General features: G+C 52.2%; 41 protein-coding genes. 3 read left to right on the forward strand and 38 right to left on the reverse strand.

The window, feature by feature from the left end; genetic code table 11:
* Positions 1-12: 12 nt before the first annotated feature.
* The 23 genes from rpmJ to rpsJ all read right to left on the reverse strand — a co-directional run bounded on the left by rpmJ (position 13) and on the right by rpsJ (position 10,664).
* Positions 13-129 carry a 50S ribosomal protein L36 gene (rpmJ, locus tag ACMGGQ_RS19045; protein WP_000868187.1) on the reverse strand — a complete coding sequence of 39 codons (117 nt, stop codon included), beginning with the start codon at positions 127-129 and terminating at the stop codon, positions 13-15.
* A 31-nt stretch (positions 130-160) separates the two neighbouring features.
* Entirely contained in the window at positions 161-1,492 is a 1,332-nt protein-coding gene (secY, locus tag ACMGGQ_RS19050) for a preprotein translocase subunit SecY (RefSeq protein WP_003863305.1), read from the reverse strand.
* 7 nt (positions 1,493-1,499) lie between these two features.
* On the reverse strand, positions 1,500-1,934 hold the full coding sequence (gene rplO, locus ACMGGQ_RS19055) for a 50S ribosomal protein L15 (protein ID WP_003863304.1): 435 nt from the start codon (positions 1,932-1,934) through the stop codon (positions 1,500-1,502).
* Positions 1,935-1,937: 3 nt separating this feature from the next.
* Positions 1,938-2,117, reverse strand: coding sequence for a 50S ribosomal protein L30 (rpmD, locus tag ACMGGQ_RS19060; protein ID WP_003863301.1), 180 nt, complete (start codon positions 2,115-2,117; stop codon positions 1,938-1,940).
* A gap of 6 nt (positions 2,118-2,123) precedes the next feature.
* Positions 2,124-2,624 (reverse strand): 30S ribosomal protein S5, encoded by a 501-nt coding sequence (gene rpsE / locus ACMGGQ_RS19065; RefSeq protein WP_003863299.1) that lies wholly within the window; start codon positions 2,622-2,624, stop codon positions 2,124-2,126.
* A gap of 14 nt (positions 2,625-2,638) precedes the next feature.
* A complete protein-coding gene (rplR, locus tag ACMGGQ_RS19070; RefSeq protein ID WP_003863297.1) occupies positions 2,639-2,992 on the reverse strand; it encodes a 50S ribosomal protein L18 in 354 nt (117 codons plus the stop codon).
* Between the two features lie 9 nt (positions 2,993-3,001).
* A complete protein-coding gene (rplF, locus tag ACMGGQ_RS19075) occupies positions 3,002-3,535 on the reverse strand; it encodes a 50S ribosomal protein L6 (RefSeq protein ID WP_003863296.1) in 534 nt (177 codons plus the stop codon).
* A 12-nt stretch (positions 3,536-3,547) separates the two neighbouring features.
* A complete protein-coding gene (rpsH, locus tag ACMGGQ_RS19080) occupies positions 3,548-3,940 on the reverse strand; it encodes a 30S ribosomal protein S8 (RefSeq protein WP_006178918.1) in 393 nt (130 codons plus the stop codon).
* A gap of 30 nt (positions 3,941-3,970) precedes the next feature.
* Positions 3,971-4,276: a 30S ribosomal protein S14 gene (rpsN, locus tag ACMGGQ_RS19085; RefSeq protein ID WP_003863291.1), complete on the reverse strand. Its 306-nt coding sequence runs from the start codon at positions 4,274-4,276 to the stop codon at positions 3,971-3,973.
* 14 nt (positions 4,277-4,290) lie between these two features.
* Positions 4,291-4,830, reverse strand: coding sequence for a 50S ribosomal protein L5 (gene rplE, locus ACMGGQ_RS19090; RefSeq protein ID WP_001096202.1), 540 nt, complete (start codon positions 4,828-4,830; stop codon positions 4,291-4,293).
* Between the two features lie 14 nt (positions 4,831-4,844).
* On the reverse strand, positions 4,845-5,159 hold the full coding sequence (gene rplX, locus ACMGGQ_RS19095) for a 50S ribosomal protein L24 (RefSeq protein ID WP_003863287.1): 315 nt from the start codon (positions 5,157-5,159) through the stop codon (positions 4,845-4,847).
* Positions 5,160-5,169: 10 nt separating this feature from the next.
* Positions 5,170-5,541, reverse strand: coding sequence for a 50S ribosomal protein L14 (gene rplN, locus ACMGGQ_RS19100; RefSeq protein ID WP_002919748.1), 372 nt, complete (start codon positions 5,539-5,541; stop codon positions 5,170-5,172).
* 166 nt (positions 5,542-5,707) lie between these two features.
* Entirely contained in the window at positions 5,708-5,962 is a 255-nt protein-coding gene (gene rpsQ, locus ACMGGQ_RS19105; protein WP_008503489.1) for a 30S ribosomal protein S17, read from the reverse strand.
* On the reverse strand, positions 5,962-6,153 hold the full coding sequence (gene rpmC / locus ACMGGQ_RS19110) for a 50S ribosomal protein L29 (RefSeq protein WP_003863282.1): 192 nt from the start codon (positions 6,151-6,153) through the stop codon (positions 5,962-5,964). Before rpmC ends, rpsQ begins: the two co-directional genes overlap by 1 nt.
* The gene (gene rplP / locus ACMGGQ_RS19115) at positions 6,153-6,563 is read right to left on the reverse strand and encodes a 50S ribosomal protein L16 (RefSeq protein ID WP_002919759.1); all 411 of its coding nucleotides are present in this window, start codon (positions 6,561-6,563) and stop codon (positions 6,153-6,155) included. Before rplP ends, rpmC begins: the two co-directional genes overlap by 1 nt.
* Before the next feature lie 12 nt (positions 6,564-6,575).
* A complete protein-coding gene (gene rpsC / locus ACMGGQ_RS19120) occupies positions 6,576-7,277 on the reverse strand; it encodes a 30S ribosomal protein S3 (RefSeq protein WP_000529945.1) in 702 nt (233 codons plus the stop codon).
* A gap of 17 nt (positions 7,278-7,294) precedes the next feature.
* Positions 7,295-7,627: a 50S ribosomal protein L22 gene (gene rplV, locus ACMGGQ_RS19125; protein ID WP_002919773.1), complete on the reverse strand. Its 333-nt coding sequence runs from the start codon at positions 7,625-7,627 to the stop codon at positions 7,295-7,297.
* 14 nt (positions 7,628-7,641) lie between these two features.
* Positions 7,642-7,920 (reverse strand): 30S ribosomal protein S19, encoded by a 279-nt coding sequence (rpsS, locus tag ACMGGQ_RS19130; protein WP_001138117.1) that lies wholly within the window; start codon positions 7,918-7,920, stop codon positions 7,642-7,644.
* A 16-nt stretch (positions 7,921-7,936) separates the two neighbouring features.
* Complete coding sequence (gene rplB, locus ACMGGQ_RS19135) at positions 7,937-8,758, reverse strand: 50S ribosomal protein L2 (RefSeq protein ID WP_008457150.1); 822 nt, start codon at positions 8,756-8,758, stop codon at positions 7,937-7,939.
* Between the two features lie 17 nt (positions 8,759-8,775).
* Positions 8,776-9,078 carry a 50S ribosomal protein L23 gene (gene rplW, locus ACMGGQ_RS19140; protein ID WP_000617546.1) on the reverse strand — a complete coding sequence of 101 codons (303 nt, stop codon included), beginning with the start codon at positions 9,076-9,078 and terminating at the stop codon, positions 8,776-8,778.
* Positions 9,075-9,680 carry a 50S ribosomal protein L4 gene (rplD, locus tag ACMGGQ_RS19145; protein ID WP_000424395.1) on the reverse strand — a complete coding sequence of 202 codons (606 nt, stop codon included), beginning with the start codon at positions 9,678-9,680 and terminating at the stop codon, positions 9,075-9,077. Before rplD ends, rplW begins: the two co-directional genes overlap by 4 nt.
* Positions 9,681-9,690: 10 nt before the next feature.
* Complete coding sequence (gene rplC, locus ACMGGQ_RS19150) at positions 9,691-10,320, reverse strand: 50S ribosomal protein L3 (RefSeq protein WP_003863274.1); 630 nt, start codon at positions 10,318-10,320, stop codon at positions 9,691-9,693.
* A gap of 32 nt (positions 10,321-10,352) precedes the next feature.
* Positions 10,353-10,664: a 30S ribosomal protein S10 gene (rpsJ, locus tag ACMGGQ_RS19155; RefSeq protein WP_001181005.1), complete on the reverse strand. Its 312-nt coding sequence runs from the start codon at positions 10,662-10,664 to the stop codon at positions 10,353-10,355.
* A 380-nt stretch (positions 10,665-11,044) separates the two neighbouring features.
* Here rpsJ and ACMGGQ_RS19160 point away from each other — a divergent pair, with 380 nt between their 5' ends.
* Positions 11,045-11,518 (forward strand): prepilin peptidase, encoded by a 474-nt coding sequence (locus ACMGGQ_RS19160; protein WP_252074226.1) that lies wholly within the window; start codon positions 11,045-11,047, stop codon positions 11,516-11,518.
* Here the strand turns inward: ACMGGQ_RS19160 and bfr are convergent.
* The 11 genes from bfr to fkpA form a co-directional block, all read right to left on the reverse strand.
* Complete coding sequence (gene bfr, locus ACMGGQ_RS19165; RefSeq protein ID WP_008503492.1) at positions 11,502-11,978, reverse strand: bacterioferritin; 477 nt, start codon at positions 11,976-11,978, stop codon at positions 11,502-11,504. The genes ACMGGQ_RS19160 and bfr overlap by 17 nt on opposite strands.
* Positions 11,979-12,050: 72 nt before the next feature.
* Entirely contained in the window at positions 12,051-12,245 is a 195-nt protein-coding gene (gene bfd, locus ACMGGQ_RS19170) for a bacterioferritin-associated ferredoxin (RefSeq protein ID WP_008503493.1), read from the reverse strand.
* Between the two features lie 179 nt (positions 12,246-12,424).
* Positions 12,425-13,609 (reverse strand): elongation factor Tu, encoded by a 1,185-nt coding sequence (tuf, locus tag ACMGGQ_RS19175; RefSeq protein WP_014068448.1) that lies wholly within the window; start codon positions 13,607-13,609, stop codon positions 12,425-12,427.
* Positions 13,610-13,678: 69 nt separating this feature from the next.
* On the reverse strand, positions 13,679-15,793 hold the full coding sequence (gene fusA, locus ACMGGQ_RS19180; protein WP_008503004.1) for an elongation factor G: 2,115 nt from the start codon (positions 15,791-15,793) through the stop codon (positions 13,679-13,681).
* A 96-nt stretch (positions 15,794-15,889) separates the two neighbouring features.
* Entirely contained in the window at positions 15,890-16,360 is a 471-nt protein-coding gene (gene rpsG / locus ACMGGQ_RS19185; RefSeq protein WP_004106370.1) for a 30S ribosomal protein S7, read from the reverse strand.
* A 96-nt stretch (positions 16,361-16,456) separates the two neighbouring features.
* Complete coding sequence (gene rpsL / locus ACMGGQ_RS19190; RefSeq protein WP_000246815.1) at positions 16,457-16,831, reverse strand: 30S ribosomal protein S12; 375 nt, start codon at positions 16,829-16,831, stop codon at positions 16,457-16,459.
* A gap of 124 nt (positions 16,832-16,955) precedes the next feature.
* Positions 16,956-17,243, reverse strand: coding sequence for a sulfurtransferase complex subunit TusB (gene tusB, locus ACMGGQ_RS19195; protein ID WP_045909310.1), 288 nt, complete (start codon positions 17,241-17,243; stop codon positions 16,956-16,958).
* A 7-nt stretch (positions 17,244-17,250) separates the two neighbouring features.
* Positions 17,251-17,610, reverse strand: coding sequence for a sulfurtransferase complex subunit TusC (tusC, locus tag ACMGGQ_RS19200; RefSeq protein ID WP_420290404.1), 360 nt, complete (start codon positions 17,608-17,610; stop codon positions 17,251-17,253).
* Positions 17,610-17,996 (reverse strand): sulfurtransferase complex subunit TusD, encoded by a 387-nt coding sequence (tusD, locus tag ACMGGQ_RS19205; RefSeq protein ID WP_023294706.1) that lies wholly within the window; start codon positions 17,994-17,996, stop codon positions 17,610-17,612. The genes tusC and tusD overlap by 1 nt, the downstream gene beginning before the upstream one ends.
* Complete coding sequence (locus ACMGGQ_RS19210) at positions 17,996-18,718, reverse strand: helix-turn-helix transcriptional regulator (protein ID WP_045330517.1); 723 nt, start codon at positions 18,716-18,718, stop codon at positions 17,996-17,998. Before ACMGGQ_RS19210 ends, tusD begins: the two co-directional genes overlap by 1 nt.
* Before the next feature lie 166 nt (positions 18,719-18,884).
* Positions 18,885-19,703, reverse strand: coding sequence for an FKBP-type peptidyl-prolyl cis-trans isomerase (gene fkpA / locus ACMGGQ_RS19215; RefSeq protein ID WP_008503008.1), 819 nt, complete (start codon positions 19,701-19,703; stop codon positions 18,885-18,887).
* A 238-nt stretch (positions 19,704-19,941) separates the two neighbouring features.
* On the opposite strand from fkpA, the gene ACMGGQ_RS19220 reads away from it, so the two are divergent.
* The gene (locus tag ACMGGQ_RS19220) at positions 19,942-20,160 is read left to right on the forward strand and encodes a protein SlyX (protein WP_008503009.1); all 219 of its coding nucleotides are present in this window, start codon (positions 19,942-19,944) and stop codon (positions 20,158-20,160) included.
* A gap of 51 nt (positions 20,161-20,211) precedes the next feature.
* Here ACMGGQ_RS19220 and slyD read toward each other — a convergent pair whose 3' ends face one another.
* From slyD to kefG, 4 genes are all read right to left on the reverse strand, one after another.
* Entirely contained in the window at positions 20,212-20,802 is a 591-nt protein-coding gene (gene slyD / locus ACMGGQ_RS19225; RefSeq protein WP_008503010.1) for a peptidylprolyl isomerase, read from the reverse strand.
* 94 nt (positions 20,803-20,896) lie between these two features.
* Positions 20,897-21,097 (reverse strand): YheV family putative zinc ribbon protein, encoded by a 201-nt coding sequence (locus ACMGGQ_RS19230; protein WP_010436300.1) that lies wholly within the window; start codon positions 21,095-21,097, stop codon positions 20,897-20,899.
* Between the two features lie 13 nt (positions 21,098-21,110).
* The gene (gene kefB / locus ACMGGQ_RS19235; RefSeq protein WP_045909312.1) at positions 21,111-22,916 is read right to left on the reverse strand and encodes a glutathione-regulated potassium-efflux system protein KefB; all 1,806 of its coding nucleotides are present in this window, start codon (positions 22,914-22,916) and stop codon (positions 21,111-21,113) included.
* A complete protein-coding gene (kefG, locus tag ACMGGQ_RS19240) occupies positions 22,916-23,470 on the reverse strand; it encodes a glutathione-regulated potassium-efflux system ancillary protein KefG (RefSeq protein WP_021242220.1) in 555 nt (184 codons plus the stop codon). Before kefG ends, kefB begins: the two co-directional genes overlap by 1 nt.
* 135 nt (positions 23,471-23,605) lie before the next feature.
* Here kefG and ACMGGQ_RS19245 point away from each other — a divergent pair, with 135 nt between their 5' ends.
* The gene (locus ACMGGQ_RS19245; protein WP_021242219.1) at positions 23,606-25,510 is read left to right on the forward strand and encodes an ABC transporter ATP-binding protein; all 1,905 of its coding nucleotides are present in this window, start codon (positions 23,606-23,608) and stop codon (positions 25,508-25,510) included.
* Positions 25,511-25,512 lie beyond the last annotated feature (2 nt).

Raw genomic sequence — 25,512 nt, forward strand, 5'->3', positions numbered from 1 at the left:
TATGCGAAATAATCAGCCTTGGCGCTGTTTATGCTTCGGCTCGGCACTGCAAATCACACGGATGACACCATCACGCTTAACGATTTTGCAGTTACGGCATAATTTCTTGACGGAAGCACGAACTTTCATTTTTACTCTCCGTAACTTCTCAGGCGACCAATTAGCGGCCGTAGCCTTTCAGGTTCGCCTTCTTCAATGCAGACTCATACTGACTGGACATCATCAGAGTTTGCACTTGAGCCATAAAGTCCATAATCACGACAACAACGATAAGCAGTGAGGTCCCACCGAAGTAGAACGGTACTTTCATTGCATCACGCATGAACTCCGGGATCAGGCAGATAAAAGTAATATAGAGCGCACCAACCAAAGTCAGGCGGGTCATTACTTTATCGATATACTTCGCCGTTTGCTCTCCCGGACGAATTCCTGGTACAAATGCACCGGACTTCTTCAGGTTATCTGCTGTTTCACGCGGGTTGAAGACCAACGCCGTGTAGAAGAAACAGAAGAAGATGATCGCAGACGCATAGAGTAACACATAAAGTGGTTGCCCAGGCTGCAAATACAGCGAAATTGTTGTCAGCCAGTTCCAACCAGTACCGCCCCCGAACCATGACGCGATGGTCGCCGGGAACAGAATAATACTGGAAGCGAAGATAGCCGGGATAACCCCCGCCATGTTCACTTTCAGCGGTAAATGTGTGCTCTGTGCAGCATAGACACGACGACCTTGCTGACGTTTAGCGTAGTTCACCACAATGCGGCGTTGACCACGTTCAACGAAGACAACAAAGAACGTCACTGCAAATACTAATACTGCAACCAACAGCAACAGGAGGAAGTGCAGGTCGCCTTGACGCGCTTGCTCGATAGTGTGGGCGATGGCTGGCGGGAGGCCCGCAACAATACCGGCGAAGATAATGATTGAGATACCGTTACCGATACCACGCTCAGTAATCTGTTCGCCGAGCCACATCAGGAACATTGTCCCTGTGACCAGACTTACAACAGCGGTGAAGTAGAATGCAAAGCCCGGGTTTAACACCAGGCCCTGCATACCAGGCATATTCGGCAGACCGGTAGCAATACCGATCGACTGGAATATTGCCAGCACCAGAGTACCGTAACGGGTGTACTGACTAATCTTACGACGTCCAGACTCCCCTTCTTTCTTCAACTCTGCCAGGGCCGGATGAACGACCGTCAGCAGCTGGATAATAATAGATGCCGAAATGTACGGCATAATACCCAATGCGAAGATAGAAGCACGGCTGAGAGCACCACCAGAGAACATGTTGAACATTTCAATGATGGTGCCTCGCTGTTGCTCAAGCAGTTTGGCAAGTACAGCGGCATCGATACCAGGGATCGGAATAAAAGAGCCAATACGGAACACAATCAGCGCGCCGATAACAAACAGCAGTCTGCGTTTCAGCTCGCCAAATCCACCTTTGGCACTTTGAAAATCTAATCCCGGTTGCTTAGCCATCTGCTACTTATTCCTCAATTTTACCGCCAGCAGCTTCGATAGCAGCACGAGCACCTTTAGTAACACGCAGGCCACGAACAGTTACCGGAGTAGAAACTTCACCAGCCAGGATCACTTTCGCGAACTCGATCTGGATACCGATAATGTTTGCTGCTTTCAGCGTGTTCAGGTCTACAACGCCGCCTTCAACTTTCGCCAGGTCAGACAGACGGATTTCCGCTGTGATCGCTGCTTTGCGAGAGGTGAAGCCGAACTTCGGCAGACGACGGTACAGTGGCATCTGGCCACCCTCGAAACCGCGACGTACGCCACCGCCAGAACGAGAGTTCTGACCTTTGTGACCACGACCACCGGTTTTGCCGAGGCCAGAACCGATACCACGACCCAGGCGTTTACCCGCCTTTTTAGAGCCTTCGGCCGGAGACAGAGTATTTAAACGCATCTCTTACTCCTCAACTTTAACCATGAAGTAAACCGCGTTGACCATACCACGAACAGCAGGAGTATCCTCGCGCTCAACGGTATGACCAATACGACGCAGACCCAGGCCAAGCAGCGTTGCCTTGTGTTTCGGCAGACGACCGATTGCACTGCGGGTTTGAGTGATTTTAATAGTCTTTGCCATGGTCAATTACCCCAGAATTTCTTCAACGGATTTACCACGCTTGGCAGCGACCATTTCTGGAGAATTCATATTTTCCAGGCCATCAATAGTTGCACGAACCACGTTGATCGGGTTGGTGGAACCATATGCTTTAGCCAGAACGTTATGAACCCCAGCAACTTCCAGAACGGCGCGCATTGCACCACCGGCGATGATACCGGTACCTTCTGAAGCTGGCTGCATGAATACACGAGAACCCGTGTGAACACCTTTAACTGGGTGCTGCAGGGTGCCGTTGTTCAGCGCGACGTTAATCATGTTGCGACGGGCTTTTTCCATCGCTTTCTGGATCGCTGCTGGAACTTCACGCGCTTTACCGTAACCAAAACCAACGCGACCGTTACCATCGCCTACTACAGTCAGAGCTGTGAAGGAGAAAATACGACCACCTTTAACGGTTTTAGATACGCGGTTTACCGCGATCAGCTTTTCCTGCAGTTCGCCAGCCTGTTTTTCGATGTGAGCCATCTTACACCTCTACCTTAGAACTGAAGGCCAGCTTCACGGGCAGCATCTGCCAGTGCCTGGACACGACCATGATATTGGAACCCGGAACGGTCAAAGGAAACATTGCTGATGCCTTTTTCCAGAGCGCGTTCAGCAACAGCTTTACCTACAGCTGCAGCGGCGTCTTTGTTACCGGTGTACTTCAATTGTTCTGAGATAGCTTTTTCTACAGTAGAAGCAGCTACCAGAACTTCAGAACCGTTCGGTGCAATTACCTGTGCGTAAATATGACGCGGGGTACGATGTACCACCAGGCGAGTTGCACCCAGCTCTTTGAGCTTGCGGCGTGCGCGGGTCGCACGACGGATACGAGCAGATTTCTTATCCATAGTGTTACCTTACTTCTTCTTAGCCTCTTTGGTACGCACGACTTCGTCGGCGTAACGAACACCCTTGCCTTTGTAAGGCTCAGGACGACGGTAGGCGCGCAGATCTGCTGCAACCTGACCGATCAGCTGTTTATCAGCGCCTTTCAGCACGATTTCAGTTTGAGTCGGGCATTCTGCAGTGATACCGGCCGGCAGCGGATGCTCAACAGGGTGTGAGAAGCCCAGAGACAGGCCTACTGCATTCCCTTTGATAGCTGCACGATAACCTACACCAACCAGCTGAAGCTTTTTAGTGAAGCCTTCGGTAACACCAACAACCATTGAGTTCAGCAGGGCACGCGCGGTACCAGCCTGAGCCCATCCATCCACGAAACCATCACGTGGACCGAAGGTCAGAGCGTTATCTGCATGTTTAACTTCAACAGCTTTGTTGAGGGTACGAGTCAGCTCGCCGTTTTTACCTTTGATCGTAATAACCTGACCGTCGATTTTTACATCAACGCCGGCAGGAATAACGACCGGTGCTTTAGCAACACGAGACATTCTTTCCTCCGATTAGGCTACGTAGCAGATAATTTCGCCACCAAGACCAGCCTGGCGCGCTGCACGATCAGTCATAACACCTTTAGAGGTAGAAACAACTGCGATACCAAGACCAGCCATAACTTTTGGCAGCTCATCTTTTTTCTTATAGATGCGCAGGCCTGGGCGGCTGACACGCTGAATGCTTTCTACAACAGCTTTACCCTGGAAATACTTGAGAGTAAGTTCCAGTTCCGGCTTGGTGTCGCCTTCAACTTTAAAATCTTCGATAAAACCTTCTTCCTTCAGCACGTTGGCAATTGCCACTTTCAGCTTGGCGGAAGGCATGGTGACCGCAACTTTGTTCGCGGCCTGACCGTTACGGATACGGGTCAGCATATCCGCGATCGGATCTTGCATGCTCATCTGTCTTTACTCCCGTGATTCAATTGGTAATTACCAGCTAGCCTTTTTCAAGCCTGGCACTTCACCGCGCATAGCGGCTTCACGCAGTTTGATACGGCTCAACCCAAACTTGCCCACATAACCATGTGGACGACCTGTTTGACGACAGCGGTTACGCTGACGAGACGGGCTGGAATCACGCGGCAGAGACTGCAGCTTGAGAACCGCATTCCAACGATCTTCGTCGGAAGCGTTCACATCAGAAATGATCGCTTTCAGTTCAGCGCGTTTAGCGAAGAATTTATCAGCTAAAGCTACGCGCTTTACTTCGCGTGCTTTCATTGATTGCTTAGCCATTCAGTAACCCTACCTTACTTGCGGAACGGGAAGTCAAAGGCAGCCAGCAGAGCACGGCCTTCTTCGTCAGATTTCGCAGTAGTGGTAATGGTAATATCCAAACCACGCACGCGGTCGACTTTATCGTAGTCGATTTCTGGGAAGATGATCTGCTCACGGACACCCATGCTGTAGTTACCACGACCGTCGAAAGACTTAGCGGACAAGCCACGGAAGTCACGGATACGTGGAACAGCAATAGTGATCAGGCGCTCAAAGAACTCCCACATGCGTTCGCCACGCAGAGTTACTTTACAGCCGATCGGATAGCCCTGACGGATTTTGAAGCCTGCAACAGATTTGCGTGCTTTGGTGATCAGCGGTTTTTGACCGGAGATTGCTGTCAGGTCAGCTGCTGCGTTATCCAGCAGTTTCTTGTCAGCGATCGCTTCACCAACACCCATGTTCAGGGTGATCTTCTCGACCCGAGGGACTTGCATGACAGAATTGTAGTTAAACTCGGTCATGAGTTTCTTAACTACTTCGTCTTTGTAGTAATCATGCAGTTTCGCCATCGTACTACTCCAAATTACTTGATAGTTTCGCTGTTAGACTTGAAGAAACGGACTTTTTTGCCGTCTTCGAATCTAAAGCCTACACGGTCAGCCTTGCCGGTAGCCGCATTGAAGATTGCAACGTTAGAAACCTGAATAGCAGCTTCTTTTTCAACGATGCCACCTGGTTGGTTCAGGGCCGGAACCGGCTTCTGATGTTTCTTAACCAGGTTGATACCTTCAACGACAAGTTTGCCGGAAGACAGAACATTTTTTACTTTACCGCGTTTACCTTTATCTTTACCGGTTAACACGATAACTTCGTCATCACGACGGATTTTCGCTGCCATGATTCGCTCCTTAGAGTACTTCTGGTGCCAGAGAGATAATTTTCATGAACTTCTCAGTACGAAGTTCACGAGTTACCGGCCCAAAGATACGCGTGCCGATAGGCTGCTCGCTGTTATTGTTTAAAATAACGCATGCATTACCATCGAAGCGAATGACAGAACCGTCAGGGCGACGAACACCCTTCTTGGTGCGCACCACTACCGCCTTCAGCACATCACCTTTTTTGACCTTACCACGTGGAATTGCTTCCTTGATGGTGATCTTGATGATGTCGCCTACGCCTGCGTAGCGACGGTGCGAGCCACCCAGAACCTTGATACACATTACGCGACGTGCACCGGAGTTGTCGGCGACGTTCAGCATAGTCTGTTCTTGGATCATTTTAGTGCTCCGCTAATGTCAACTACTACCTGAGACTCTAAAATCAGAGCCGTTAAAAAGCCCCATATCGAGGGCGCGGCATTATAACACCGCTTCTGCAATATGGGTAGAAAAAATAAACGGCTCATCGCTGAGCCGTTTATTCGTATTGAGAAGGCGTACTGTATTACAGAACCGCTTTCTCTACAACGCGAACCAGCGTCCAGGACTTAGTCTTGGACAGTGGACGGCATTCACGGATTTCAACCTTGTCGCCGATACCACATTCGTTGTTCTCGTCATGTACGTGCAGTTTGGTCGTACGCTTGATGAATTTACCGTAGATCGGGTGTTTCACAATACGTTCGATAGCTACAACAATGGATTTCTCCATTTTGTCGCTAACAACACGACCTTGCAGAGTACGGATTTTATCGGTCATTACGCACCCGCCTTCTGAGTCAGTAAAGTCTTAACGCGTGCAACATTGCGACGCACTTGCTTCAGCAGGTGAGTCTGTTGCAGCTGGCCACTTGCAGCCTGCATACGCAGGTTGAACTGCTCACGCAGCAGGTTCAGCAGCTCAGCGTTCAGCTCTTCAACGCTTTTTTCACGCAGCTCTTTTGCTTTCATTACATCACCGTCTTAGTTACAAAGGTGGTTTTGATAGGCAGTTTCGCTGCTGCCAGGCCGAAGGCTTCACGGGCCAGCTCTTCCGGAACACCGTCCATTTCATAAAGGACTTTGCCCGGTTGGATCAAGGCAACCCAGTACTCCACGTTACCTTTACCTTTACCCATACGAACTTCCAGCGGCTTCTCGGTGATCGGTTTGTCCGGGAATACACGGATCCAGATCTTACCTTGACGCTTAACTGCACGGGTCATTGCACGACGTGCTGCTTCGATCTGACGTGCAGTCAGACGACCACGGCCAACAGCTTTCAGACCGAAAGTGCCGAAGCTAACATCCGTACCCTGCGCCAGACCACGGTTGCGGCCTTTGTGCACTTTACGGAATTTTGTACGCTTTGGTTGTAACATCAGCGACGCTCCTTATTTACGGCCTTTACGCTGCTGCTTTTTAGGTTGAGCAGCCGGTTTTTCCGGTTGTTCAACAGCAGCCATACCACCCAGGATCTCACCTTTGAAGATCCATACCTTAACGCCGATTACACCGTAAGTGGTGTGCGCTTCAGAGGTGTTGTAGTCGATGTCAGCACGCAGAGTGTGCAGCGGTACGCGACCTTCACGGTACCATTCGGTACGTGCGATTTCCGCGCCGCCCAGACGGCCGCTAACTTCAACTTTGATACCTTTAGCGCCCAGACGCATTGCGTTCTGTACAGCACGCTTCATAGCACGACGGAACATAACACGACGTTCCAGCTGAGAAGTGATGCTGTCAGCAACCAATTTAGCGTCCAGTTCAGGCTTACGAACTTCAGCGATATTGATCTGTGCAGGAACGCCAGCGATATCCGCTACGACCTTGCGCAGTTTTTCTACGTCTTCGCCTTTCTTACCGATAACGATGCCAGGACGAGCAGTGTGAATAGTCACACGGATGCTCTTCGCTGGACGCTCGATAACGATACGAGATACAGACGCTTTAGCCAGTTCCTTAGTCAGGTACTGACGTACTTTAAAATCGCTGTCCAGGTTGTCAGCGAATTCTTTGGTGTTCGCAAACCAGGTAGAGTTCCATGGTTTTACAATACCCAGGCGAATACCATTAGGATGTACTTTCTGACCCATTGCTAGTCTCCAGAGTCTCAGCGATCGGACACAACCACAGTAATGTGGCTGGTGCGCTTCAGGATGCGATCTGCACGACCTTTCGCACGCGGCATAATGCGCTTCATGCTTGGGCCTTCATCTACGAAAATTTTCGCGACTTTCAGATCGTCGATGTCAGCGCCATCGTTGTGTTCAGCGTTAGCAATGGCAGATTCCAGTACTTTCTTGACCAATACCGCAGCTTTCTTGTTGGTATAGGTCAGGATGTCCAGGGCCTGCGACACTTTCTTACCGCGAATCAGGTCAGCAACAAGGCGAACCTTCTGTGCAGAAGAACGAGCATGGCGATGTTGAGCTAAAGTTTCCATCTCTTCCTCCTACCTTATTTCTTCTTCGCTTTTTTATCAGCAGCGTGGCCGCGATAAGTACGAGTCGGTGCGAATTCACCCAGTTTGTGACCAACCATTTCGTCGGTAACAAAGACTGGAACGTGCTGACGACCATTATGGACAGCGATGGTCAAACCGATCATGTTAGGAAAGATCGTTGAACGACGGGACCAAGTGCGCAGGGGCTTCTTGTCTCCGCTTTCCACCGCTTTCTCTACCTTCTTCAGCAAGTGCAGGTCAATAAAAGGACCTTTCTTGAGAGAACGTGGCATGGCTTATCCTCTAAAATTATTTGCTACGGCGACGTACGATAAATTTATCAGTACGCTTGTTGCTGCGGGTCTTCTTACCTTTGGTCTGAACGCCCCACGGAGATACCGGGTGCTTACCAAAGTTACGACCTTCACCACCACCATGTGGGTGGTCGACTGGGTTCATCGCAGTACCGCGAACGGTAGGACGAACACCACGCCAGCGTGCAGCACCTGCTTTACCCAGAACGCGCAGCATATGCTCAGCATTGCCAACTTCGCCCAGAGTAGCGCGGCAGTCTGCTTCGACTTTACGCATTTCACCAGAACGCAGACGCAGGGTGACATAAGCACCATCACGCGCAACGATCTGAACGTAAGTACCCGCGGAACGCGCCAGCTGACCGCCTTTACCTGGTTTCATTTCTACGTTATGAACGGTAGAACCAACCGGGATATTGCGCATCGGCAGGGTGTTGCCTGCTTTGATTGCAGCATCAACGCCAGACTGAATCTGGTCGCCAGCTTTCAGGCCTTTAGGGGCCAAGATGTAACGGCGTTCGCCATCTTTGTACAGAACCAGCGCGATGTTCGCGGAACGGTTCGGATCGTACTCAAGACGTTCAACAACTGCTGGGATACCGTCTTTGTTGCGTTTGAAGTCAACAATACGATAAGCCTGCTTGTGGCCACCACCGATGTGACGAGTGGTGATACGGCCATTGTTGTTACGACCACCGGATTTGCTGTTTTTTTCCAGCAACGGAGCAAAAGGTTTGCCCTTGTGCAGCTCAGGGTTAACCACTTTAACTACGTGGCGACGACCCGGAGATGTCGGTTTACATTTAACAACTGCCATTGTATTACTCCTCCGACTTACTCAGCGCCGCCAACGAAGTCCAGATTCTGGCCTTCTTTCAGGGTGACGTAAGCTTTTTTCCAGTCGCTACGACGACCGATACGCTGTCCGTGACGTTTAACTTTCCCTTTAACTACCAGGGTGTTAACGACTTCGACTTCGACTTCAAACAGTTTCTGCACAGCAGCTTTGATCTCTGCTTTGGTCGCGTCTTTAGCAACTTTGAGAACGATGGTGTTTGTTTTTTCCATCGCAGTAGACGCTTTTTCAGAAACGTGCGGTGCGCGAAGCACCTTCAGCAGACGTTCTTCACGAATCATGCCAGCATCTCCTCAACTTGCTTAACAGCATCAGCAGTCATTACGACTTTGTCGAAGGCGATCAGGCTAACCGGGTCGATACCAGTCGCATCGCGTACGTCAACCTTGTGCAGGTTACGTGCGGCCAGGAACAGGTTCTCGTCCAGCTCACCGGTGATGATCAGCACATCTTCCAGAGCCATGTCTTTCAGTTTCTGTGCCAGCAGCTTAGTTTTAGGCGCTTCAACAGAGAACTTCTCGACAACGATCAGACGATCCTGACGTACCAGTTCGGACAGGATGCTTTTCAGCGCGCCGCGGTACATCTTTTTGTTAACTTTTTGACTGTGGTCCTGTGGACGCGCAGCGAAGGTCACGCCACCTGAACGCCAGATCGGGCTCTTGATAGAACCTGAACGCGCACGGCCGGTACCTTTCTGGCGCCATGGCTTTTTGCCAGAACCAGTTACTTCAGCACGAGTCTTCTGAGCACGAGTACCCTGACGAGCACCAGCTGCATAAGCAACAACAACCTGGTGAACCAGCGCTTCGTTGAAATCACGACCGAAGGTAGTTTCGGAAACAGTCAGCGCGCTCTGCGCGTCTTTCAATACTAATTCCATTGCTATCCCCTTACGCCTTCACAGCTGGTTTAACGATCAGGTCGCTACCGGTTGCACCCGGGACCGCACCTTTAACCAGCAGCAGGTTGCGCTCAGCGTCAACACGTACTACGTCCAGGCTCTGAACGGTTACACGTTCGTTGCCCAGCTGACCTGCCATTTTCTTGCCTTTGAACACTTTGCCCGGAGTCTGGTTCTGACCGATAGAACCCGGAACGCGGTGAGACAAGGAGTTACCGTGGGTAGCGTCCTGGGTACGGAAGTTCCAGCGCTTAACGGTACCAGCAAAACCTTTACCTTTAGAGGTACCGGTTACGTCAACTTTTTTAACGTCAGCAAACAGCTCAACGCTAATGTCCTGACCTACGGTGAACTCTTCGCCTTCAGCAAGACGGAATTCCCACAGACCACGGCCAGCTTCTACGCCAGCTTTAGCGAAGTGACCCGCTTCTGGTTTGGTTACACGGTTAGCTTTTTTAGCACCAGTGGTAACCTGAATAGCGCGGTAGCCATCGTTAGCCAGATCTTTAACCTGAGTAACGCGGTTTGCTTCAACTTCGATTACGGTTACTGGGATAGAAACGCCATCTTCAGTGAAGATGCGGGTCATACCCACTTTTTTACCGACTAAACCAATCATTGTTTCAACCTCTCAATCGCTCGATGACCTGATTAACCCAGGCTGATCTGCACGTCTACACCGGCAGCCAGATCCAGACGCATCAGAGCATCAACGGTTTTCTCAGTTGGCTCAACGATGTCAACCAGACGCTTGTGAGTGCGGATTTCGTACTGATCGCGCGCGTCTTTGTTAACGTGCGGAGAGATCAGAACGGTGAAGCGCTCTTTGCGGGTCGGCAGCGGGATCGGACCACGGACTTGCGCACCAGTGCGCTTAGCAGTCTCGACGATTTCCGCGGTTGATTGATCGATCAGACGATGATCAAACGCTTTAAGGCGGATACGGATTCTTTGGTTCTGCATGAGACCAGAGCTCCAATTATTTTATAAACGAAAATGATTACTCCTCAAACCCATTACGATTGATGGGAGAGTGTAACCGTTCTTACGTAGCTCCCCAATTGGGAGCATTGTTGAGTAACAAAATGAGCTACTCTGGTTCTGATTGAACCCGCCGTCAATTACGACAAGCCCGCGCATTATACGTAAATCTGGGCAAGACGCAAGTGCCGTTTAGAAATTAAGCGCTAAAGGCGCAGGATGCGTAAGAGCGCACAACGTTTTATGCAATGTATTCTGCGGCGATGCTTTGATTCGAGCCGCTACGCATCTCCGTTTTTTGTGCATTGCCGGACAGGCCGATTATAACGACTATGCGCTCAAACCCGTTTGAGGCCTTTTACATGCTAACCACCCTCCCCTTTCTGCTGATCTATCTTTCACTGACTGCCTTACTGGTACATGCCGATATTCGCTACGGTCTGCTTCCCGATAAATTTCTCTGCCCACTGCTATGGGCTGGGCTGCTCTTCCAGCTCTGTATCCAACCTGAATTTCTGCCGAGCGCGGTGGCGGGTGCGATGGCTGGATATATTGGCTTTGCCGTTATTTACTGGGGCTACTGGTTTATCTGCCGGCGTGAAGGTATGGGATATGGCGATGTGAAATACCTGGCGGCGCTTGGTGCATGGCACGGCTGGTGCGTACTGCCAATGCTGGCGTTACTCGCGGCGCTGATGGCGCTTCTTTGCATTCTTGTCTTTTCGTTCATTCGCCCTGATAAGAAGGCAATAAAAAACCCGCTGCCTTTTGGGCCATTTCTGGCAGCAGCGGGTTTATGCGTAGGCTGGAAGACGTTGCTTATTCTTCCACTTTAATCTGTGACTGAAGATAGTTTTGCAGGCCAATTTTAGCAATGAGATCCAGCTCTGTTTCCAGCCAGTCAATATGCCCTTCTTCATCGGCCAGGATCTGGATCATCATATCGCGGCTGACGTAGTCATGTACGCTGTCAGCATAGGCAATGGCTTCACGGAGATCTTTAGCGCCTTCAAGTTCCAGCCTGAGGTCGGAACGCAGCATCTCTTCGACATCTTCTCCGATACCCAGCTTGCCGAGATCCTGCAGGTTTGGAATGCCTTCAAGGAATAAAATACGCTCGATATATTTATCAGCGTGTTTCATCTCATCTATAGATTCATGGTACTCAACGTCGTTTAAACGTTTGAGTCCCCAGTTTTTGAACATTCTCGCGTGAAGAAAATACTGGTTGATTGCGACAAGCTCATTTCCCAATAATTTATTGAGATAACTTATGATTTTAACATCACCTTTCATTATATAGTCCCTCCGCTTCCACTCATTGAAGCGTAGATCGGGCTACAGGGATGTCAAAAAAAAGATGGGCGCTTACGCGATCTCTTTGTATTCCGGGATCTGCATCAGTTCGTCCTGCATGATCTCTCGCGCAGCACGTACACATTTACCGCATTGATTTCCCACCGGAACAAATTTGCGAAGCTGCTGGAATGACTGGGGCTGAAACTGGCGAACGGCCTGACGTATTTTTTTGTCGCTTACACCATTACATAAACAAACGTACATAGAAACTCCCGTTCAAATTATGCGCAAAGTGTAAGTGAGAATGGTTATGATTACAATAGCACAAACGCCAGAATGCGGGGCGGGAGCAGGCAAAAAATGCGAAATTTTGTGACAACGCCTGAGCGGCAGAAAACAAAAAAGGACGCCGAAGCGTCCTTTTTTTATTCGGGGATAATTAATTAGCCCAGAACTTTAGCAACAACGCCCGCGCCAACGGTACGGCCGCCTTCACGGATTGCGAAACGCAGACCGTCGTCCATCGCGATTGGGTGGATCAGAGTCACAACCATCTTGATGTTGTCGCCTGGCATTACCATCTCAACGCCTTCTGGCAGTTCGATGGTACCGGTCACGTCAGTAGTACGGAAGTAGAACTGTGGACGGTAGCCTTTGAAGAACGGAGTATGACGGCCGCCTTCGTCTTTGGACAGGATGTACACTTCAGATTCGAACTTGGTGTGTGGCTTGATTGAGCCTGGCTTAGCCAGAACCTGACCACGTTCGATTTCTTCACGTTTGATACCACGCAGCAGAACACCAACGTTCTCACCAGCACGGCCTTCGTCCAGCAGTTTGCGGAACATTTCAACGCCAGTACAGGTAGACTTCGCAGTCTCTTTGATACCAACGATTTCAACTTCTTCACCAACTTTGATGATACCGCGCTCTACACGACCGGTAACAACGGTACCACGACCGGAGATGGAGAATACGTCTTCGATTGGCAGCAGGAATGGCTTGTCAATCGCACGCTCTGGTTCTGGGATGTAAGAATCCAGGAAGCCAGCCAGTTCGATGATTTTCGCTTCCCACTCAGCTTCGCCTTCCAGCGCTTTCAGAGCAGAACCACGAACGATTGGGGTATCGTCGCCTGGGAAATCGTACTGAGACAGCAGTTCACGAACTTCCATCTCTACCAGTTCCAGCAGCTCTTCGTCATCAACCATGTCGCATTTGTTCAGGAACACGATGATGAAAGGAACGCCTACCTGACGACCCAGCAGGATGTGCTCACGAGTCTGAGGCATTGGGCCGTCAGTCGCAGCAACAACCAGGATCGCGCCGTCCATCTGCGCAGCACCGGTGATCATGTTTTTAACATAGTCGGCGTGGCCTGGGCAGTCTACGTGTGCGTAGTGGCGAGTCGGGGTGTCGTACTCAACGTGAGAGGTGTTGATGGTGATACCACGAGCTTTTTCTTCTGGTGCGTTATCGATCTGGTCGAATGCACGAGCAGAACCACCGTAGGTTTTAGCCAGAACGGTAGTGATTGCAGCAGTCAGGGTAGTTTTACCATGGTCAACGTGGCCGATAGTACCAACGTTGACGTGCGGTTTTGTACGTTCAAATTTTTCTTTAGACACGGCTATATTCCTTACTATAGTGCTCTCCCCTGTGGAGAGAGCACGGGACTTAGGTTTTAATCCTGTGGATTACTTACCACGGGCTTCAATAACGGCCTGAGCAACGTTGTTAGGCGCATCATCATACTTCAGGAATTCCATGGTGTATGATGCACGACCTTTGGTCAGAGAACGCAGCTGAGTTGCATATCCGAACATTTCAGACAGCGGAACTTCAGCGTGGATCTTAACGCCAGTTACTTCGGATTCCTGACCACGCAGCATACCGCGACGACGGCTCAAGTCACCGATAACGTCACCGGTGTTCTCTTCAGGAGTTTCTACTTCAACCTTCATGATTGGCTCAAGCAGAACTGGTTTTGCTTTCTTAAAGCCTTCTTTAAAGGCAATAGACGCAGCCAGTTTAAACGCCAGTTCAGAGGAGTCAACGTCGTGGTAAGAACCGAAGTGCAGACGAACACCCATGTCAACAACCGGATAGCCAGCCAGAGGGCCCGCTTTCAGCTGTTCCTGGATGCCTTTATCAACGGCTGGGATGTATTCGCCAGGAATTACACCACCTTTGATGTCGTTGATGAACTCGTAACCTTTCGGGTTAGAGCCCGGCTCCAGTGGGTACATGTCGATCACAACGTGACCGTACTGACCGCGACCACCAGACTGCTTAGCGTGTTTACCTTCAATGTCGGTAACTTTCGCGCGAATCGCTTCGCGGTAAGCAACCTGAGGTTTACCCACGTTCGCTTCAACGTTGAATTCACGCTTCATACGGTCAACGATGATGTCCAGGTGCAGTTCACCCATACCAGCGATGATGGTCTGGTTAGATTCTTCATCAGTCCATACGCGGAATGATGGGTCTTCTTTCGCCAGACGGCCCAGAGCCAGACCCATTTTTTCCTGGTCAGCTTTGGTTTTTGGTTCAACTGCGATGGAGATTACCGGCTCTGGGAATTCCATACGCTCCAGAATGATCGGGTGATCCGGGTCACACAGGGTGTCACCAGTGGTCACGTCTTTCAGACCGATAGCTGCAGCGATGTCGCCCGCACGAACTTCTTTGATCTCTTCACGTTTGTTAGCGTGCATCTGTACGATACGGCCAAAACGCTCACGCGCCGCTTTCACGGAGTTCAGGATGGTGTCACCGGAGTTAACCACACCAGAGTAAACGCGGAAGAAGGTCAGGTTACCCACGAATGGGTCGGTAGCAATTTTGAACGCCAGTGCAGAGAATGGCTCTTCGTCGCTTGCGTGACGCTCAGCCGGGGTATCTTTACCGTCGTCCAGGATGCCGTTGATCGCAGGAACGTCAACTGGGGATGGCAGGTAGTCAACTACCGCATCCAGCATCGCCTGAACACCTTTGTTCTTGAACGCAGAACCACAGGTTACCAGGATGATTTCGTTGTTCAGAACGCGCTGACGCAGAGCTTTTTTGATCTCTTCTTCAGTCAGTTCTTCACCACCCAGGTATTTCTCCATCAGCTCTTCAGAAGCTTCAGCAGCGGATTCGATCAGGTTCTGGTGCCATTCGTCAGCCAGGTCCTGCATTGCAGCTGGGATATCTTCGTATTCGAAGGTAACGCCCTGGTCTGCATCGTTCCAGTTGATGGCTTTCATTTTCACCAGGTCGATTACGCCGGTGAAGCCTTCTTCAGCACCAATTGCCAGCTGCAGCGGAACAGGGTTCGCGCCCAGACGGGTTTTGATCTGACCAACAACTTTCAGGAAGTTAGCACCCATACGGTCCATTTTGTTAACGAACGCGATGCGTGGAACTTTATATTTGTTCGCCTGACGCCATACGGTTTCAGACTGTGGCTGAACACCACCAACTGCGCAATAAACCATTACCGCGCCGTCAAGAACACGCATGGAACGTTCTACTTCGATGGTGAAGTCAACGTGCCCTGGGGTGTCGATGATGTTTACGCGATGCGGTTCGTACTGCTTAGCCATACCTGACCAGAATGCAGTAGTCGCTGCGGAGGTGATAGTGATACCACGCTCCTGCTCCTGTTCCATCCAGTCCATGGTGGCTGCGCCGTCATGAACTTCACCGATTTTGTGGTTTACACCGGTGTAGAACAGAATACGTTCGGTAGTAGTGGTTTTACCGGCGTCGATGTGCGCACTGATACCGATGTTACGGTAGCGTGCGATGGGTGTTGTACGAGCCATTTGATTCCTCGTTTATATCTTTAGGCGTTCAGTTAAGTTACCCAGAGCGGGCGGCTTCTCTGAAGCGCCCGCCTGGTGACTAAGACTCCGAAGGGATTACCAACGGTAGTGTGCGAACGCCTTGTTGGCTTCTGCCATACGGTGAACGTCTTCACGTTTCTTAACTGCAGTACCTTTGTTGTCTGCAGCATCAGAAAGTTCGTTCGCCAGACGCAGAGCCATGGATTTATCACCGCGTTTACGAGCAGCTTCAACGATCCAACGCATTGCCAGGGCATTACGACGAACCGGACGAACTTCAACTGGAACCTGATAAGTAGAACCACCAACGCGGCGGGACTTAACTTCTACAGTTGGGCGAACGTTGTCGAGAGCGACTTCGAAAGCTTCCAGTTCATTTTTACCAGAACGCTGAGCCAGGGTCTCAAGCGCGCTGTATACGATTGCTTCTGCAGTAGATTTTTTACCATCTACCATCAGGATATTGACAAATTTTGCCAGCAGTTCTGATCCGAATTTCGGATCTGGAAGAATTTTACGCTGACCAATGACGCGACGACGTGGCATGGGAATACTCCGTTGTTAATTCAGGATTGTCCAAAACTCAAAGAGTTTAGTGTGACATTAAGATAAATCAGTTTGGCCTTACTTAACGGAGAACCATTAAGCCTTAGGACGCTTCACGCCGTACTTGGAGCGAGCCTGCTTACGGTCTTTAACACCTGAGCAGTCCAGCGCACCACGAACGGTGTGGTAACGAACACCCGGAAGGTCTTTAACACGACCGCCACGGATCAGGATCACGGAGTGCTCCTGCAGGTTGTGACCTTCACCACCGATGTAGGAAGTCACTTCGAAACCGTTAGTCAAACGCACACGGCATACTTTACGCAGTGCGGAGTTTGGTTTTTTAGGAGTGGTGGTATATACACGAGTACATACGCCACGTTTCTGCGGGCAGGCTTCCAGCGCAGGCACGTTGCTTTTCGCAACTTTGCGTGCACGTGGTTTGCGTACCAGCTGGTTAACTGTTGCCATTAAATAGCTCCTGGTTTTAGCTTTTGCTTCGTAAACACGTAATAAAACGACCTCATACAATATGAGGACGCGAAATTTTAGGGCTACGTCGAAAAGGTGTCAAGAAATATACAGCGATCTCAAATCACCAGTTCATTTGACTGGCGTGTGTCACAGTAAGATTGACGAAATCAGTATAGCCAACCACGTCAATTTTGGCTGAAATTTGACCAGAAAGACCCCGCGCATCCAGATCGTCTTTCAGCGCAGAGACTGTTATGGGGGCATTCGTGAGAATTTCAACGAAACGACTGCCTTCAAGTGCGGCAAGCACGCCGTCCTGAATCAGCAGCAGGTCATCACCGTCGCGCAGCATACTCAGTAACGCGTCGATGTCACATTGCCATGGTGAATGGCTCAGAGTATGGAGCATGGCAGCCTCAGAAAGTCAGAACGGTGTCGTAGTGGGAAAGGTGTTCGCGCAATGCCGCAGAAGGCACGACGGTCACATCCAGCACGAAAGGCGTCTTCTCATCCAAACCGCGAGCGGCCAGCGAATCGGCGCAGACATACAGGGTTTCAATGTCGTACAGCGGCAACACTTTGAAGGTCGCGATGTAATCCCGCGCCAGAATGGCCTGTGGCTGCTGACCCGCCAGAAGCTGAAACACCCCGTCCCCCAAAAAGAAGACGCCGATATCTTCAGTCAGCGCGGACGTCGCAAGTAACGCATCCAGCCCTTCGCGGCCTGAAGCGCTACCGTGTGGTGCAGACGTAAACACAAATGCCACGCGCTTCATCAGAATTGCACCACTCTGTCGCAGGTTAACGCCGCCTGTGCCAGCGCGCCCAGGCCACTTAACGAAAAACCGGGCTGCAGGTTAGAACCCGATAAACCAAGACGCGCGGCTTCGGTTGCATCGGTCACGCCGCGGCGCAGTGCCGCCGCGACGCAGATATGCAGTTCTACGCCCTGCTTTTCGTTTAGTGCCTGCCAGCCGCGCACCACGTCAAACTCATCGCTCGCCGGTGACGTAAACTGGTTCGCGTTATACACCCCTTCCCGATAGAAGAAGACGCTCGCCAGCTCATGTCCGGCTGCCAGCAGCGCATGCGCAAACTGCAGCGCGCTGCTGGCCTGCTGAGTCCCGTACGCCGGGCCTGTCACCATTAACGCAAAACGCATTACTTGTCTTGTCCCAGGAAATCACCGCTTTTGAACTGGCGAATATAGAGATAGACCGTGTGCTTGGAGATGTTCAGACGATCGGCCACCTGGTTGATGGCGTCTTTAATATCAAAAATCCCTTTTTCATAGAGATTGAGCACGATCTGACGATTCTTGGCGTTGTTAGAGACGTTGCGATCGGCATTCACCTCTTCAATGGTGAACTCCAGCGTCTGCGTCACAAGATCTTCGACGGAAGAGGCAAAGTTAACAGAAGAGCCAACATCCGGCGTTTCGGGTGGAACAAAGGTGCTCATGATCTGCGAGAATGGCACATCAAGGTTCATGTTGATGCACAGCAGCCCAATCACGCGATGCTCGCGGTTTCGAATCGCGATGGTTTCAGATTTCATCAGCACGCCGCTTTTGGCGCGGGTGAAATAGCATTTGGAGACGCTGCTGTCCGCGCCGGTCATGTCATGCAACATACGCAATGCAAGGTCGGTAATTGGCGAACCAATTTTACGGCCAGTATGCTCACCATTCGCAATGCGGATGGCAGAACACTTCAGATCTTGCAGGGAGTGCAATACGATTTCGCAGTGGGAGCCAATGAGCATCGCTAACCCGTCCACTACCGCTTCATAGGATTTTAGAATATCGAAGTCGGTCTGATCGAAAGGACGTTGATCCAGTAAATCAAGTTCACTGGTTTCGTTGGTTAAAAGCGACCTGGACATGAAAAAAACACTCCTTTTCAGGAGCCTGTCGTTAGGTTTTCAGGGCAGGCTCATTATCTACACGGACAACTAAATTAATACAGCGTGCCTAACGCTTTCCAGTGTTAATTATATCTGCCCCACAATAAAAAACCGCCGCCTTAAAGGCGGCGGTTTTTTTTCAGCATTACTTCTTAGCGGCAGCGGCTTTATCGTCAGCCGGTGCGTCTGCCTTGGCATCCGCTTTCGGTGCCGGTTTGATGTCCAGCAGCTCTACGTCAAAGACCAGGGTAGAGTTGGCAGGGATACCTGGAACGCCGGTTTTGCCATAGGCCAGATCCGGTGGGATTACCATCTTGATCTTGCCGCCTTTCTTGATGTTTTTCAGGCCTTCAGTCCAGCCCGGGATCACACCATCCAGACGGAAGGAGAGTGGCTCGCCACGGGTGTAAGAGTTATCAAACTCTTTACCGTCGATCAGCGTACCTTTGTAGTTCACGACAACGGTGTCGCTGTCTTTAGGCGCATCGCCGGTGCCTTCTTTCTCAACTTTGTACACCAGGCCAGTCGAAGAGGTTTTCACACCCTTCTCTTTAGCAAAGGCATCGCGGTAGGCTTTGCCTTTCGCTTCGTTGTCTTTAGCGTCCGCGTCCATCTTGGTCTGCGCGGCGCCCTTCACACGCGCTTCGAACGCCTGCAGAGTCTGTTCAATTTCCTGGTCAGACAGCTTGCTCTTATCGGCAAATGCGTCCTGAACGCCCGCGATCAGCTGAGCTTTATCCAGTTTGATGCCCAGTTTCTCTTGTTCTTTCAGAGAGTTTTCCATGTAACGACCCAGAGATGCGCCCAGTGCGTAGGCGGATTTCTGGTCGTCATTTTTGAACGCCGCTTTGCTGTCTGCAGTGGCAGCAGGCTTCGCAGCAGTATCAGCAGCGAATGACAGCGGCGCGTTCAGCGCAACAGCCATCGTCGTCGCCAGCAGCGTTACTTTAAACAGTGATTTCATCCATATCTCCAGGGCCTGGGGACTCTCACCCCAGCGTTAAACGTAAATGAGTGACGTACTATAAAACGTTGCAGAAGAAATCTACAGACAGACACGTCCAATTCTCGCCACTTTTCAGACTATTTTTGTTTAAATAAGTTTCTTGCCAGAGGGATGCGAACTGTACTTAAGGATAAACTCAGTTAAACTGCGCCGCCGCTGGGCCATTATGGCGAATCTGAAATAAACGAGGTGAATGATGAAGGATACAACGATAGAAGCGAGAATGGCTGAGCTGGAAAGCCGCCTGGCTTTTCAGGACATCACCATCGAAGAGCTAAACCAGACCGTAACCGCACATGAGCTCGAAATGGCGAAACTGCGGGATCATATGCGCCTGCTGACGGAAAAGCTGAAGGCTACGCAGCCGTCGAACATTGCCTCTCAGTCGGAAGAGACGCCACCTCCTCATTATTGAGGCGTAAAAAAAGCGGGATTATCCCGCTTTTTTATTTTCCGCATGACGGAATTAGTGGCAGCCGCAGCCGCCGTTACCGCAACCACCTTTACCGTGGCCGTGGTCATGACCATGGTCGTGGCCGTGACCACCGCAGCAGCCATCGTGGCCGTGATCGTGGTCATGGTCGTGACCGTGCGCACCGTGAACGTGGCCATGAGCCAGCTCTTCTTCGGTCGCTTCACGGATCGCAACAACTTCTACGTTGAACTTCAGGTTCTGGCCAGCCAGCATGTGGTTGCCGTCAACCACGACGTGGTCGTCTTCCACTTCGGTGATTTCAACTGGAACCGGGCCCTGGTCGGTTTCTGCCAGGAAGCGCATGCCAACCTGCAGTTCGTCAACGCCCATGAACACGTCTTTAGGAACGCGCTGAACCAGGTTGTCGTCATACTGACCGTAAGCGTCGTTCGCGCCTACAGCAACGTCAAATTTGTCGCCAACTTCATGACCTTCCAGCGCGTTTTCCAGGCCGGAAATCAGGGAACCGTGACCATGCAGGTAGTCAAGCGGCGCACTCACCGGAGACTCATCAACCAACACACCGTCTTCTGTACGTACCTGATAGGCCAGGCTGACCACCAGGTCTTTTGCTACTTTCATGATATCTCCTGAGCGTGGGAAAATTGCTGGCGCAGATTGTAGCGGAAATCTGCACCTGTGTACCCTTTAGCTTAAAAAAACTCAGGGCATATCGCTAGTCCGGATGAAAAATCCCGATAACTTGCTCTTCTTTGCGAACGTGATCGCGGGCCTCTTTGTCGGCCTCACGCATCTGGTGACCGCACTTAACACACTCAACAACATCAATATTATTTTCCCGCCACATCGCCAGGGTATCTTGCGCCTGGCAGGTCGGGCATTTTGCACCCGCGATAAAGCGTTTACGTACAGCCATCTTTCGTTACCCTTTATTCAAATTCATCCCAGCCATCGAGCTGGCGTCGTTCCTGCTGCATCTCACGCTGGAAGATCTCCTCCAGCTCGCGACGCGCTTCCCGCACGCGGGAGATCTGCGCCGTATCGGTATGTACCGGCATCAGCTCGCGTAGCATCCGCATATCCAGCCGGCGGAAGTGCATCTGGGCACGCTGCGCCTGATGCGGATGCATGCCAAGCGAGATCAGCGCCTTGCGCCCCAGCTCCAGCGCACTGGAGAACGTCTCACGGGAGAAGTGTTTCACACCCGCCTGCAATAATTCGTGAGCTTCAACACGTCCCCGCGCACGCGCCAGAATATGCAGATGCGGGAAATGCTGCTGGCAGAGATCCACCAGCTTCATCGTGTCTTCCGGGTCGTTACAGGTAATGACGATGGACTCTGCCGCCTCTGCCCCCGCCGAGCGCAGTAGCTCGAGCTGGGTCGCATCGCCGTAGTAAACCTTGTAGCCGTATTTGCGCATCAGGTTCACCGCGCTGATATCCCGCTCCAGCACCGTAATGCGCATTTTGTTCGCCATCAGCAAACGCCCGATCACCTGTCCAAAGCGGCCAAAGCCCACCACGATCACCTGGGGCTTATCATCCTCCACCCACGGCGCTTCGTCTTCATCGTCTGTCGGATTCAGGCGGCGCGACAGCAGTTTATCCACCAGCTTCATCAACAGCGGCGTGGTCATCATTGACAGCGTGACCGTCACCAGCAAAAGCGCCATCTGGTCGTCTTTAAACAGCTTCTGGGAGGAGGCGGTAGAGAACAGCACAAACGCGAACTCGCCTCCCTGGCTTAACACGCTGGCAAACTGCATGCGTTCCGAACTGCGCAAGCCGTAAATGCGCGCCATGACGTACAGTACCAGCGTTTTCACCGCCACCAGGATGGCCACGCTCACCACAACCCACAGCAGATGGGTATAGAGCACGCCAAGGTTGAGCGCCATCCCCACCGAAATAAAGAACAGGCCTAACAGCAGCCCTTTAAAGGGATCGATGGCAATTTCCAGCTCGTGGCGGTATTCACTTTCCGCCAGCAGCACCCCGGCGATAAAGGTCCCGAGCGCCATCGACAGCCCCAGCGCATCCATAAACAATGCCGACCCCAGCACCAGCAGCAGCGTCGCGGCGGTAAACACCTCGCGCACGCCGGACGCGGCAATAAAGCGGAACACCGGACGTAACAGGAAACGTCCGCCAATCAGCATCCCCGCGAAGGCCAGCACCTTCATCGCGATTTTCGCCCAGTCGAAGTGGTCGTCGCCGGAGCCCGCCAGCAGCGGCACCAGCGCCAGCGCCGGGATGACCGCCAAATCCTGGAACAGCAGCACCGAAAAACCCAGTTGACCGGCTTCGTTGCGGTTCATCCCCTTGTCGCGCATCAGCTGCAGGGCCATCGCCGTCGACGACATCGCAAGGCCTATCCCGCCGATCACCGCCGCCTGCCAGGAGAAATTCGTCAGCATTAACAGGCCACCCAGAATCGCGGCGCTGAACACCACCTGCGCGGCACCCACGCCAAAGATGGAGCGTCGAAGCTGCCACAATTTAGAAGGGTTGAGCTCAAGGCCGATGATGAACATCAGGAACACCACGCCCAGTTCGGAGAAGTGAAGAATTTCATCTACATCGCTGATGAATCCCAGTCCCCAGGGGCCAATCGCGATCCCCGCCAGCAGATACCCCAGTACTGCACCGATACCAATACGCGCAGCAAGCGGCACCGCGACGACGGCCGCAAATAAAAACAGCACCCCGGCGAGGAGCAAATTCGATCCTTCCATTAACGACCTCCTGCCGGAATCGGTGACGCCAGCCATTCACCATAGGCTCTGGCGTGGCTGGCCAGTTCTTTCGGATCCTGACGTCGGGCCCAGTAGACAATAATCGGGCTCATCCAGTGCATACGGCACATTGCCGCCGTCAGCTCGAAAGGCCGCAGAATGTCGCTCATCGGATAGCGGTTCAGCCCGTCGTGGCGGTAAGCGCTTTCGGGTTCACCGGTCGTAATCACGCTACGCCAGTACTTTCCCGCCAGCTGGTTGCCCCCCACCCCGCTGGAGAAGCCCCGGCTCAGCACGCGGTCCAGCCACTCTTTGAGCAGCGCCGGACAGCTGTAGGTATAAAGCGGATGCTGGAACACAATCACGTCATGCTGACGCAGCAGTTCCTGCTCGTAAGGAATATCAATAAAGAAATCAGGATAGTGCGCGTAGAGATCGTGCACCGTCACGTTACTGAGCTGTGTGGCCGGCTTAAGCAGCACCCGGTTTGCCACCGAGTCCTGAGATTCCGGATGGGCATACAGCAGCAGCACTTTTGCTGTCTGAGACATCATTCCCCTCCCGGTCTTGTTTCTGTTTTTGTGTATCGTTGTTGTTTTGGGCTACCATGGCGGCCCGGTGCGGAAAATGGCCCACACCTTACATTATCATAATGACAAATTAACATAGTCGGAACATACGGCGCTTCTATGATTGTTTTCTCCTCGTTACAAATTCGTCGCGGCGTGCGCGTCCTGCTGGATAACGCCACTGCTACCATCAACCCAGGCCAAAAAGTGGGTCTGGTCGGCAAAAACGGCTGTGGTAAATCCACGCTGCTGGCGTTGCTGAAAAACGAGATTAGCGCGGATGGCGGTAACTTCACCTTCCCGGGGAACTGGCAGCTCGCCTGGGTGAACCAGGAGACGCCAGCCCTGAGCGAACCGGCACTCGACTATGTTATCGACGGCGACCGGGAATACCGTAAGCTCGAGGCGGAACTTAACGCCGCTAACGAGCGCAACGACGGCCACGCCATCGCCACCGTTCACGGCAAGCTGGACGCCATTGACGCGTGGACCATTCGCTCCCGCGCCTCCAGCCTGCTTCACGGCCTGGGCTTCAGCAATGAACAGCTGGAACGCCCGGTCAGCGACTTCTCCGGTGGCTGGCGCATGCGCCTCAACCTGGCGCAGGCGCTGATCTGCCGCTCTGACCTGCTGCTGCTCGATGAACCGACTAACCACCTCGATCTCGATGCGGTTATTTGGCTGGAGAAGTGGCTCAAGAGCTATCAGGGCACTCTGATTCTGATCTCCCACGACCGAGACTTCCTCGACCCGGTGGTGGATAAAATCATTCATATCGAACAGCAAACGATGTTCGAGTACACCGGCAACTACAGCTCCTTCGAGCGCCAGCGCGCGACGCGTCTTGCCCAGCAGCAGTCCATGTACGAAAGCCAGCAGCAGCGCGTGGCGCACCTGCAGAGCTTTGTTGATCGCTTCAAGGCCAAAGCGTCAAAAGCAAAGCAGGCCCAGAGCCGCATCAAGATGCTGGAGCGCATGGAGATGATCGCCCCGGCGCACGTCGACAATCCGTTCCACTTCAGCTTCCGCGCCCCGGAAAGCCTGCCAAATCCGCTGCTGAAAATGGAAAAAGTCAGTGCGGGCTATGCCGACCGCATTATTCTCGACTCCATCAAGCTCAACCTGGTGCCGGGTTCACGTATTGGTTTGCTGGGACGCAACGGTGCCGGTAAATCGACGCTGATCAAACTGCTGGCGGGCGAGCTTAACCCGGTCAAGGGTGAAATCGGCCTGGCGAAGGGCATCAAGCTGGGTTACTTCGCCCAGCATCAGCTGGAATTTTTACGCGCGGATGAATCCCCGATTCAGCATCTCGCGCGTCTGGCGCCGCAGGAGATGGAGCAGAAGCTGCGCGACTACCTCGGCGGCTTCGGCTTCCAGGGCGATAAGGTCACCGAAAACACCGAGCGTTTCTCGGGCGGCGAAAAAGCCCGTCTGGTGCTGGCGCTGATCGTCTGGCAGAGACCCAACCTGCTGCTGCTCGATGAACCGACCAACCACCTGGATCTCGATATGCGTCAGGCGCTGACCGAAGCGCTGATTGAGTTCGAAGGCGCACTGGTGGTGGTTTCGCACGACCGTCACCTGATCCGCTCCACCACGGACGATCTCTACTTAGTGCACGATGGCAAAGTCGAACCGTTCGACGGCGATCTGGAAGACTACCAGCAGTGGCTGACGGACGTGCAGAAGCAGGAGAACCAACCGGAGGAGTCGGCGAAAGACAACGCCAACAGCGCGCAGGCACGTAAAGACCAGAAGCGCCGTGAAGCGGAGCTGCGCACCCAGACGCAGCCGCTGCGTAAAGAGATTGCCCGTCTCGAAAAAGAGATGGAAAAGCTCAACGCCACGCTTGCTACCGTTGAAGAGAAGCTCGGCGACAGCGGTCTGTATGACCAGAGCCGTAAAGCCGAACTGACGGACTGCCTGCAAACCCAGGCGAAGACCAAATCCAGCCTTGAAGAGTGTGAGATGGCGTGGCTGGACGCGCAGGAACAGCTGGAAGCGATGCTGCAGGCTGACTGATC

It is taken from the genome of Enterobacter sp. BNK-13 (genome assembly GCF_048685015.1).
Taxonomy (GTDB): Bacteria; Pseudomonadota; Gammaproteobacteria; order Enterobacterales; family Enterobacteriaceae; genus Enterobacter; species Enterobacter quasiroggenkampii.

Coding starts and splice junctions, on each gene's coding strand:
- ACMGGQ_RS19230 (WP_010436300.1), bottom strand. CDS start 21,097: ATGGCTGTACGTAAACGCTTTATCGCGGGTGCAAAATGCCCGACCTGC.
- rplN (WP_002919748.1), bottom strand. CDS start 5,541: ATGATCCAAGAACAGACTATGCTGAACGTCGCCGACAACTCCGGTGCA.
- rpsC (WP_000529945.1), bottom strand. CDS start 7,277: ATGGGTCAGAAAGTACATCCTAATGGTATTCGCCTGGGTATTGTAAAA.
- rplX (WP_003863287.1), bottom strand. CDS start 5,159: ATGGCAGCGAAAATCCGTCGTGATGACGAAGTTATCGTGTTAACCGGT.
- rplF (WP_003863296.1), bottom strand. CDS start 3,535: ATGTCTCGTGTTGCTAAAGCACCGGTCGTTATTCCTGCCGGCGTTGAT.
- rpsE (WP_003863299.1), bottom strand. CDS start 2,624: ATGGCTCACATCGAAAAACAGGCTGGCGAACTGCAGGAAAAGCTGATC.
- rplE (WP_001096202.1), bottom strand. CDS start 4,830: ATGGCGAAACTGCATGATTACTACAAAGACGAAGTAGTTAAGAAACTC.
- rpmJ (WP_000868187.1), bottom strand. CDS start 129: ATGAAAGTTCGTGCTTCCGTCAAGAAATTATGCCGTAACTGCAAAATC.
- rplW (WP_000617546.1), bottom strand. CDS start 9,078: ATGATTCGTGAAGAACGTCTGCTGAAGGTGCTTCGCGCACCGCACGTT.
- ACMGGQ_RS19220 (WP_008503009.1), top strand. CDS start 19,942: ATGAAGGATACAACGATAGAAGCGAGAATGGCTGAGCTGGAAAGCCGC.
- slyD (WP_008503010.1), bottom strand. CDS start 20,802: ATGAAAGTAGCAAAAGACCTGGTGGTCAGCCTGGCCTATCAGGTACGT.
- fkpA (WP_008503008.1), bottom strand. CDS start 19,703: ATGAAATCACTGTTTAAAGTAACGCTGCTGGCGACGACGATGGCTGTT.
- rplR (WP_003863297.1), bottom strand. CDS start 2,992: ATGGATAAGAAATCTGCTCGTATCCGTCGTGCGACCCGCGCACGCCGC.
- rplC (WP_003863274.1), bottom strand. CDS start 10,320: ATGATTGGTTTAGTCGGTAAAAAAGTGGGTATGACCCGCATCTTCACT.
- ACMGGQ_RS19245 (WP_021242219.1), top strand. CDS start 23,606: ATGATTGTTTTCTCCTCGTTACAAATTCGTCGCGGCGTGCGCGTCCTG.
- rplP (WP_002919759.1), bottom strand. CDS start 6,563: ATGTTACAACCAAAGCGTACAAAATTCCGTAAAGTGCACAAAGGCCGC.
- ACMGGQ_RS19210 (WP_045330517.1), bottom strand. CDS start 18,718: ATGTCCAGGTCGCTTTTAACCAACGAAACCAGTGAACTTGATTTACTG.
- bfd (WP_008503493.1), bottom strand. CDS start 12,245: ATGTACGTTTGTTTATGTAATGGTGTAAGCGACAAAAAAATACGTCAG.
- rpsJ (WP_001181005.1), bottom strand. CDS start 10,664: ATGCAGAACCAAAGAATCCGTATCCGCCTTAAAGCGTTTGATCATCGT.
- rplO (WP_003863304.1), bottom strand. CDS start 1,934: ATGCGTTTAAATACTCTGTCTCCGGCCGAAGGCTCTAAAAAGGCGGGT.
- rpsH (WP_006178918.1), bottom strand. CDS start 3,940: ATGAGCATGCAAGATCCGATCGCGGATATGCTGACCCGTATCCGTAAC.
- rpmD (WP_003863301.1), bottom strand. CDS start 2,117: ATGGCAAAGACTATTAAAATCACTCAAACCCGCAGTGCAATCGGTCGT.
- rpsG (WP_004106370.1), bottom strand. CDS start 16,360: ATGCCACGTCGTCGCGTCATTGGTCAGCGTAAAATTCTTCCAGATCCG.
- kefG (WP_021242220.1), bottom strand. CDS start 23,470: ATGATGTCTCAGACAGCAAAAGTGCTGCTGCTGTATGCCCATCCGGAA.
- tusB (WP_045909310.1), bottom strand. CDS start 17,243: ATGCTCCATACTCTGAGCCATTCACCATGGCAATGTGACATCGACGCG.
- ACMGGQ_RS19160 (WP_252074226.1), top strand. CDS start 11,045: ATGCTAACCACCCTCCCCTTTCTGCTGATCTATCTTTCACTGACTGCC.
- secY (WP_003863305.1), bottom strand. CDS start 1,492: ATGGCTAAGCAACCGGGATTAGATTTTCAAAGTGCCAAAGGTGGATTT.
- rpsN (WP_003863291.1), bottom strand. CDS start 4,276: ATGGCTAAGCAATCAATGAAAGCACGCGAAGTAAAGCGCGTAGCTTTA.
- rpsS (WP_001138117.1), bottom strand. CDS start 7,920: ATGCCACGTTCTCTCAAGAAAGGTCCTTTTATTGACCTGCACTTGCTG.
- rplV (WP_002919773.1), bottom strand. CDS start 7,627: ATGGAAACTTTAGCTCAACATCGCCATGCTCGTTCTTCTGCACAGAAG.
- kefB (WP_045909312.1), bottom strand. CDS start 22,916: ATGGAAGGATCGAATTTGCTCCTCGCCGGGGTGCTGTTTTTATTTGCG.
- rplB (WP_008457150.1), bottom strand. CDS start 8,758: ATGGCAGTTGTTAAATGTAAACCGACATCTCCGGGTCGTCGCCACGTA.
- tusD (WP_023294706.1), bottom strand. CDS start 17,996: ATGCGTTTTGCGTTAATGGTGACAGGCCCGGCGTACGGGACTCAGCAG.
- bfr (WP_008503492.1), bottom strand. CDS start 11,978: ATGAAAGGTGATGTTAAAATCATAAGTTATCTCAATAAATTATTGGGA.
- tusC (WP_420290404.1), bottom strand. CDS start 17,610: ATGAAGCGCGTGGCATTTGTGTTTACGTCTGCACCACACGGTAGCGCT.
- rpsQ (WP_008503489.1), bottom strand. CDS start 5,962: ATGACCGATAAAATCCGTACTCTGCAAGGTCGTGTTGTTAGCGACAAA.
- rplD (WP_000424395.1), bottom strand. CDS start 9,680: ATGGAATTAGTATTGAAAGACGCGCAGAGCGCGCTGACTGTTTCCGAA.
- fusA (WP_008503004.1), bottom strand. CDS start 15,793: ATGGCTCGTACAACACCCATCGCACGCTACCGTAACATCGGTATCAGT.
- rpsL (WP_000246815.1), bottom strand. CDS start 16,831: ATGGCAACAGTTAACCAGCTGGTACGCAAACCACGTGCACGCAAAGTT.
- rpmC (WP_003863282.1), bottom strand. CDS start 6,153: ATGAAAGCAAAAGAGCTGCGTGAAAAAAGCGTTGAAGAGCTGAACGCT.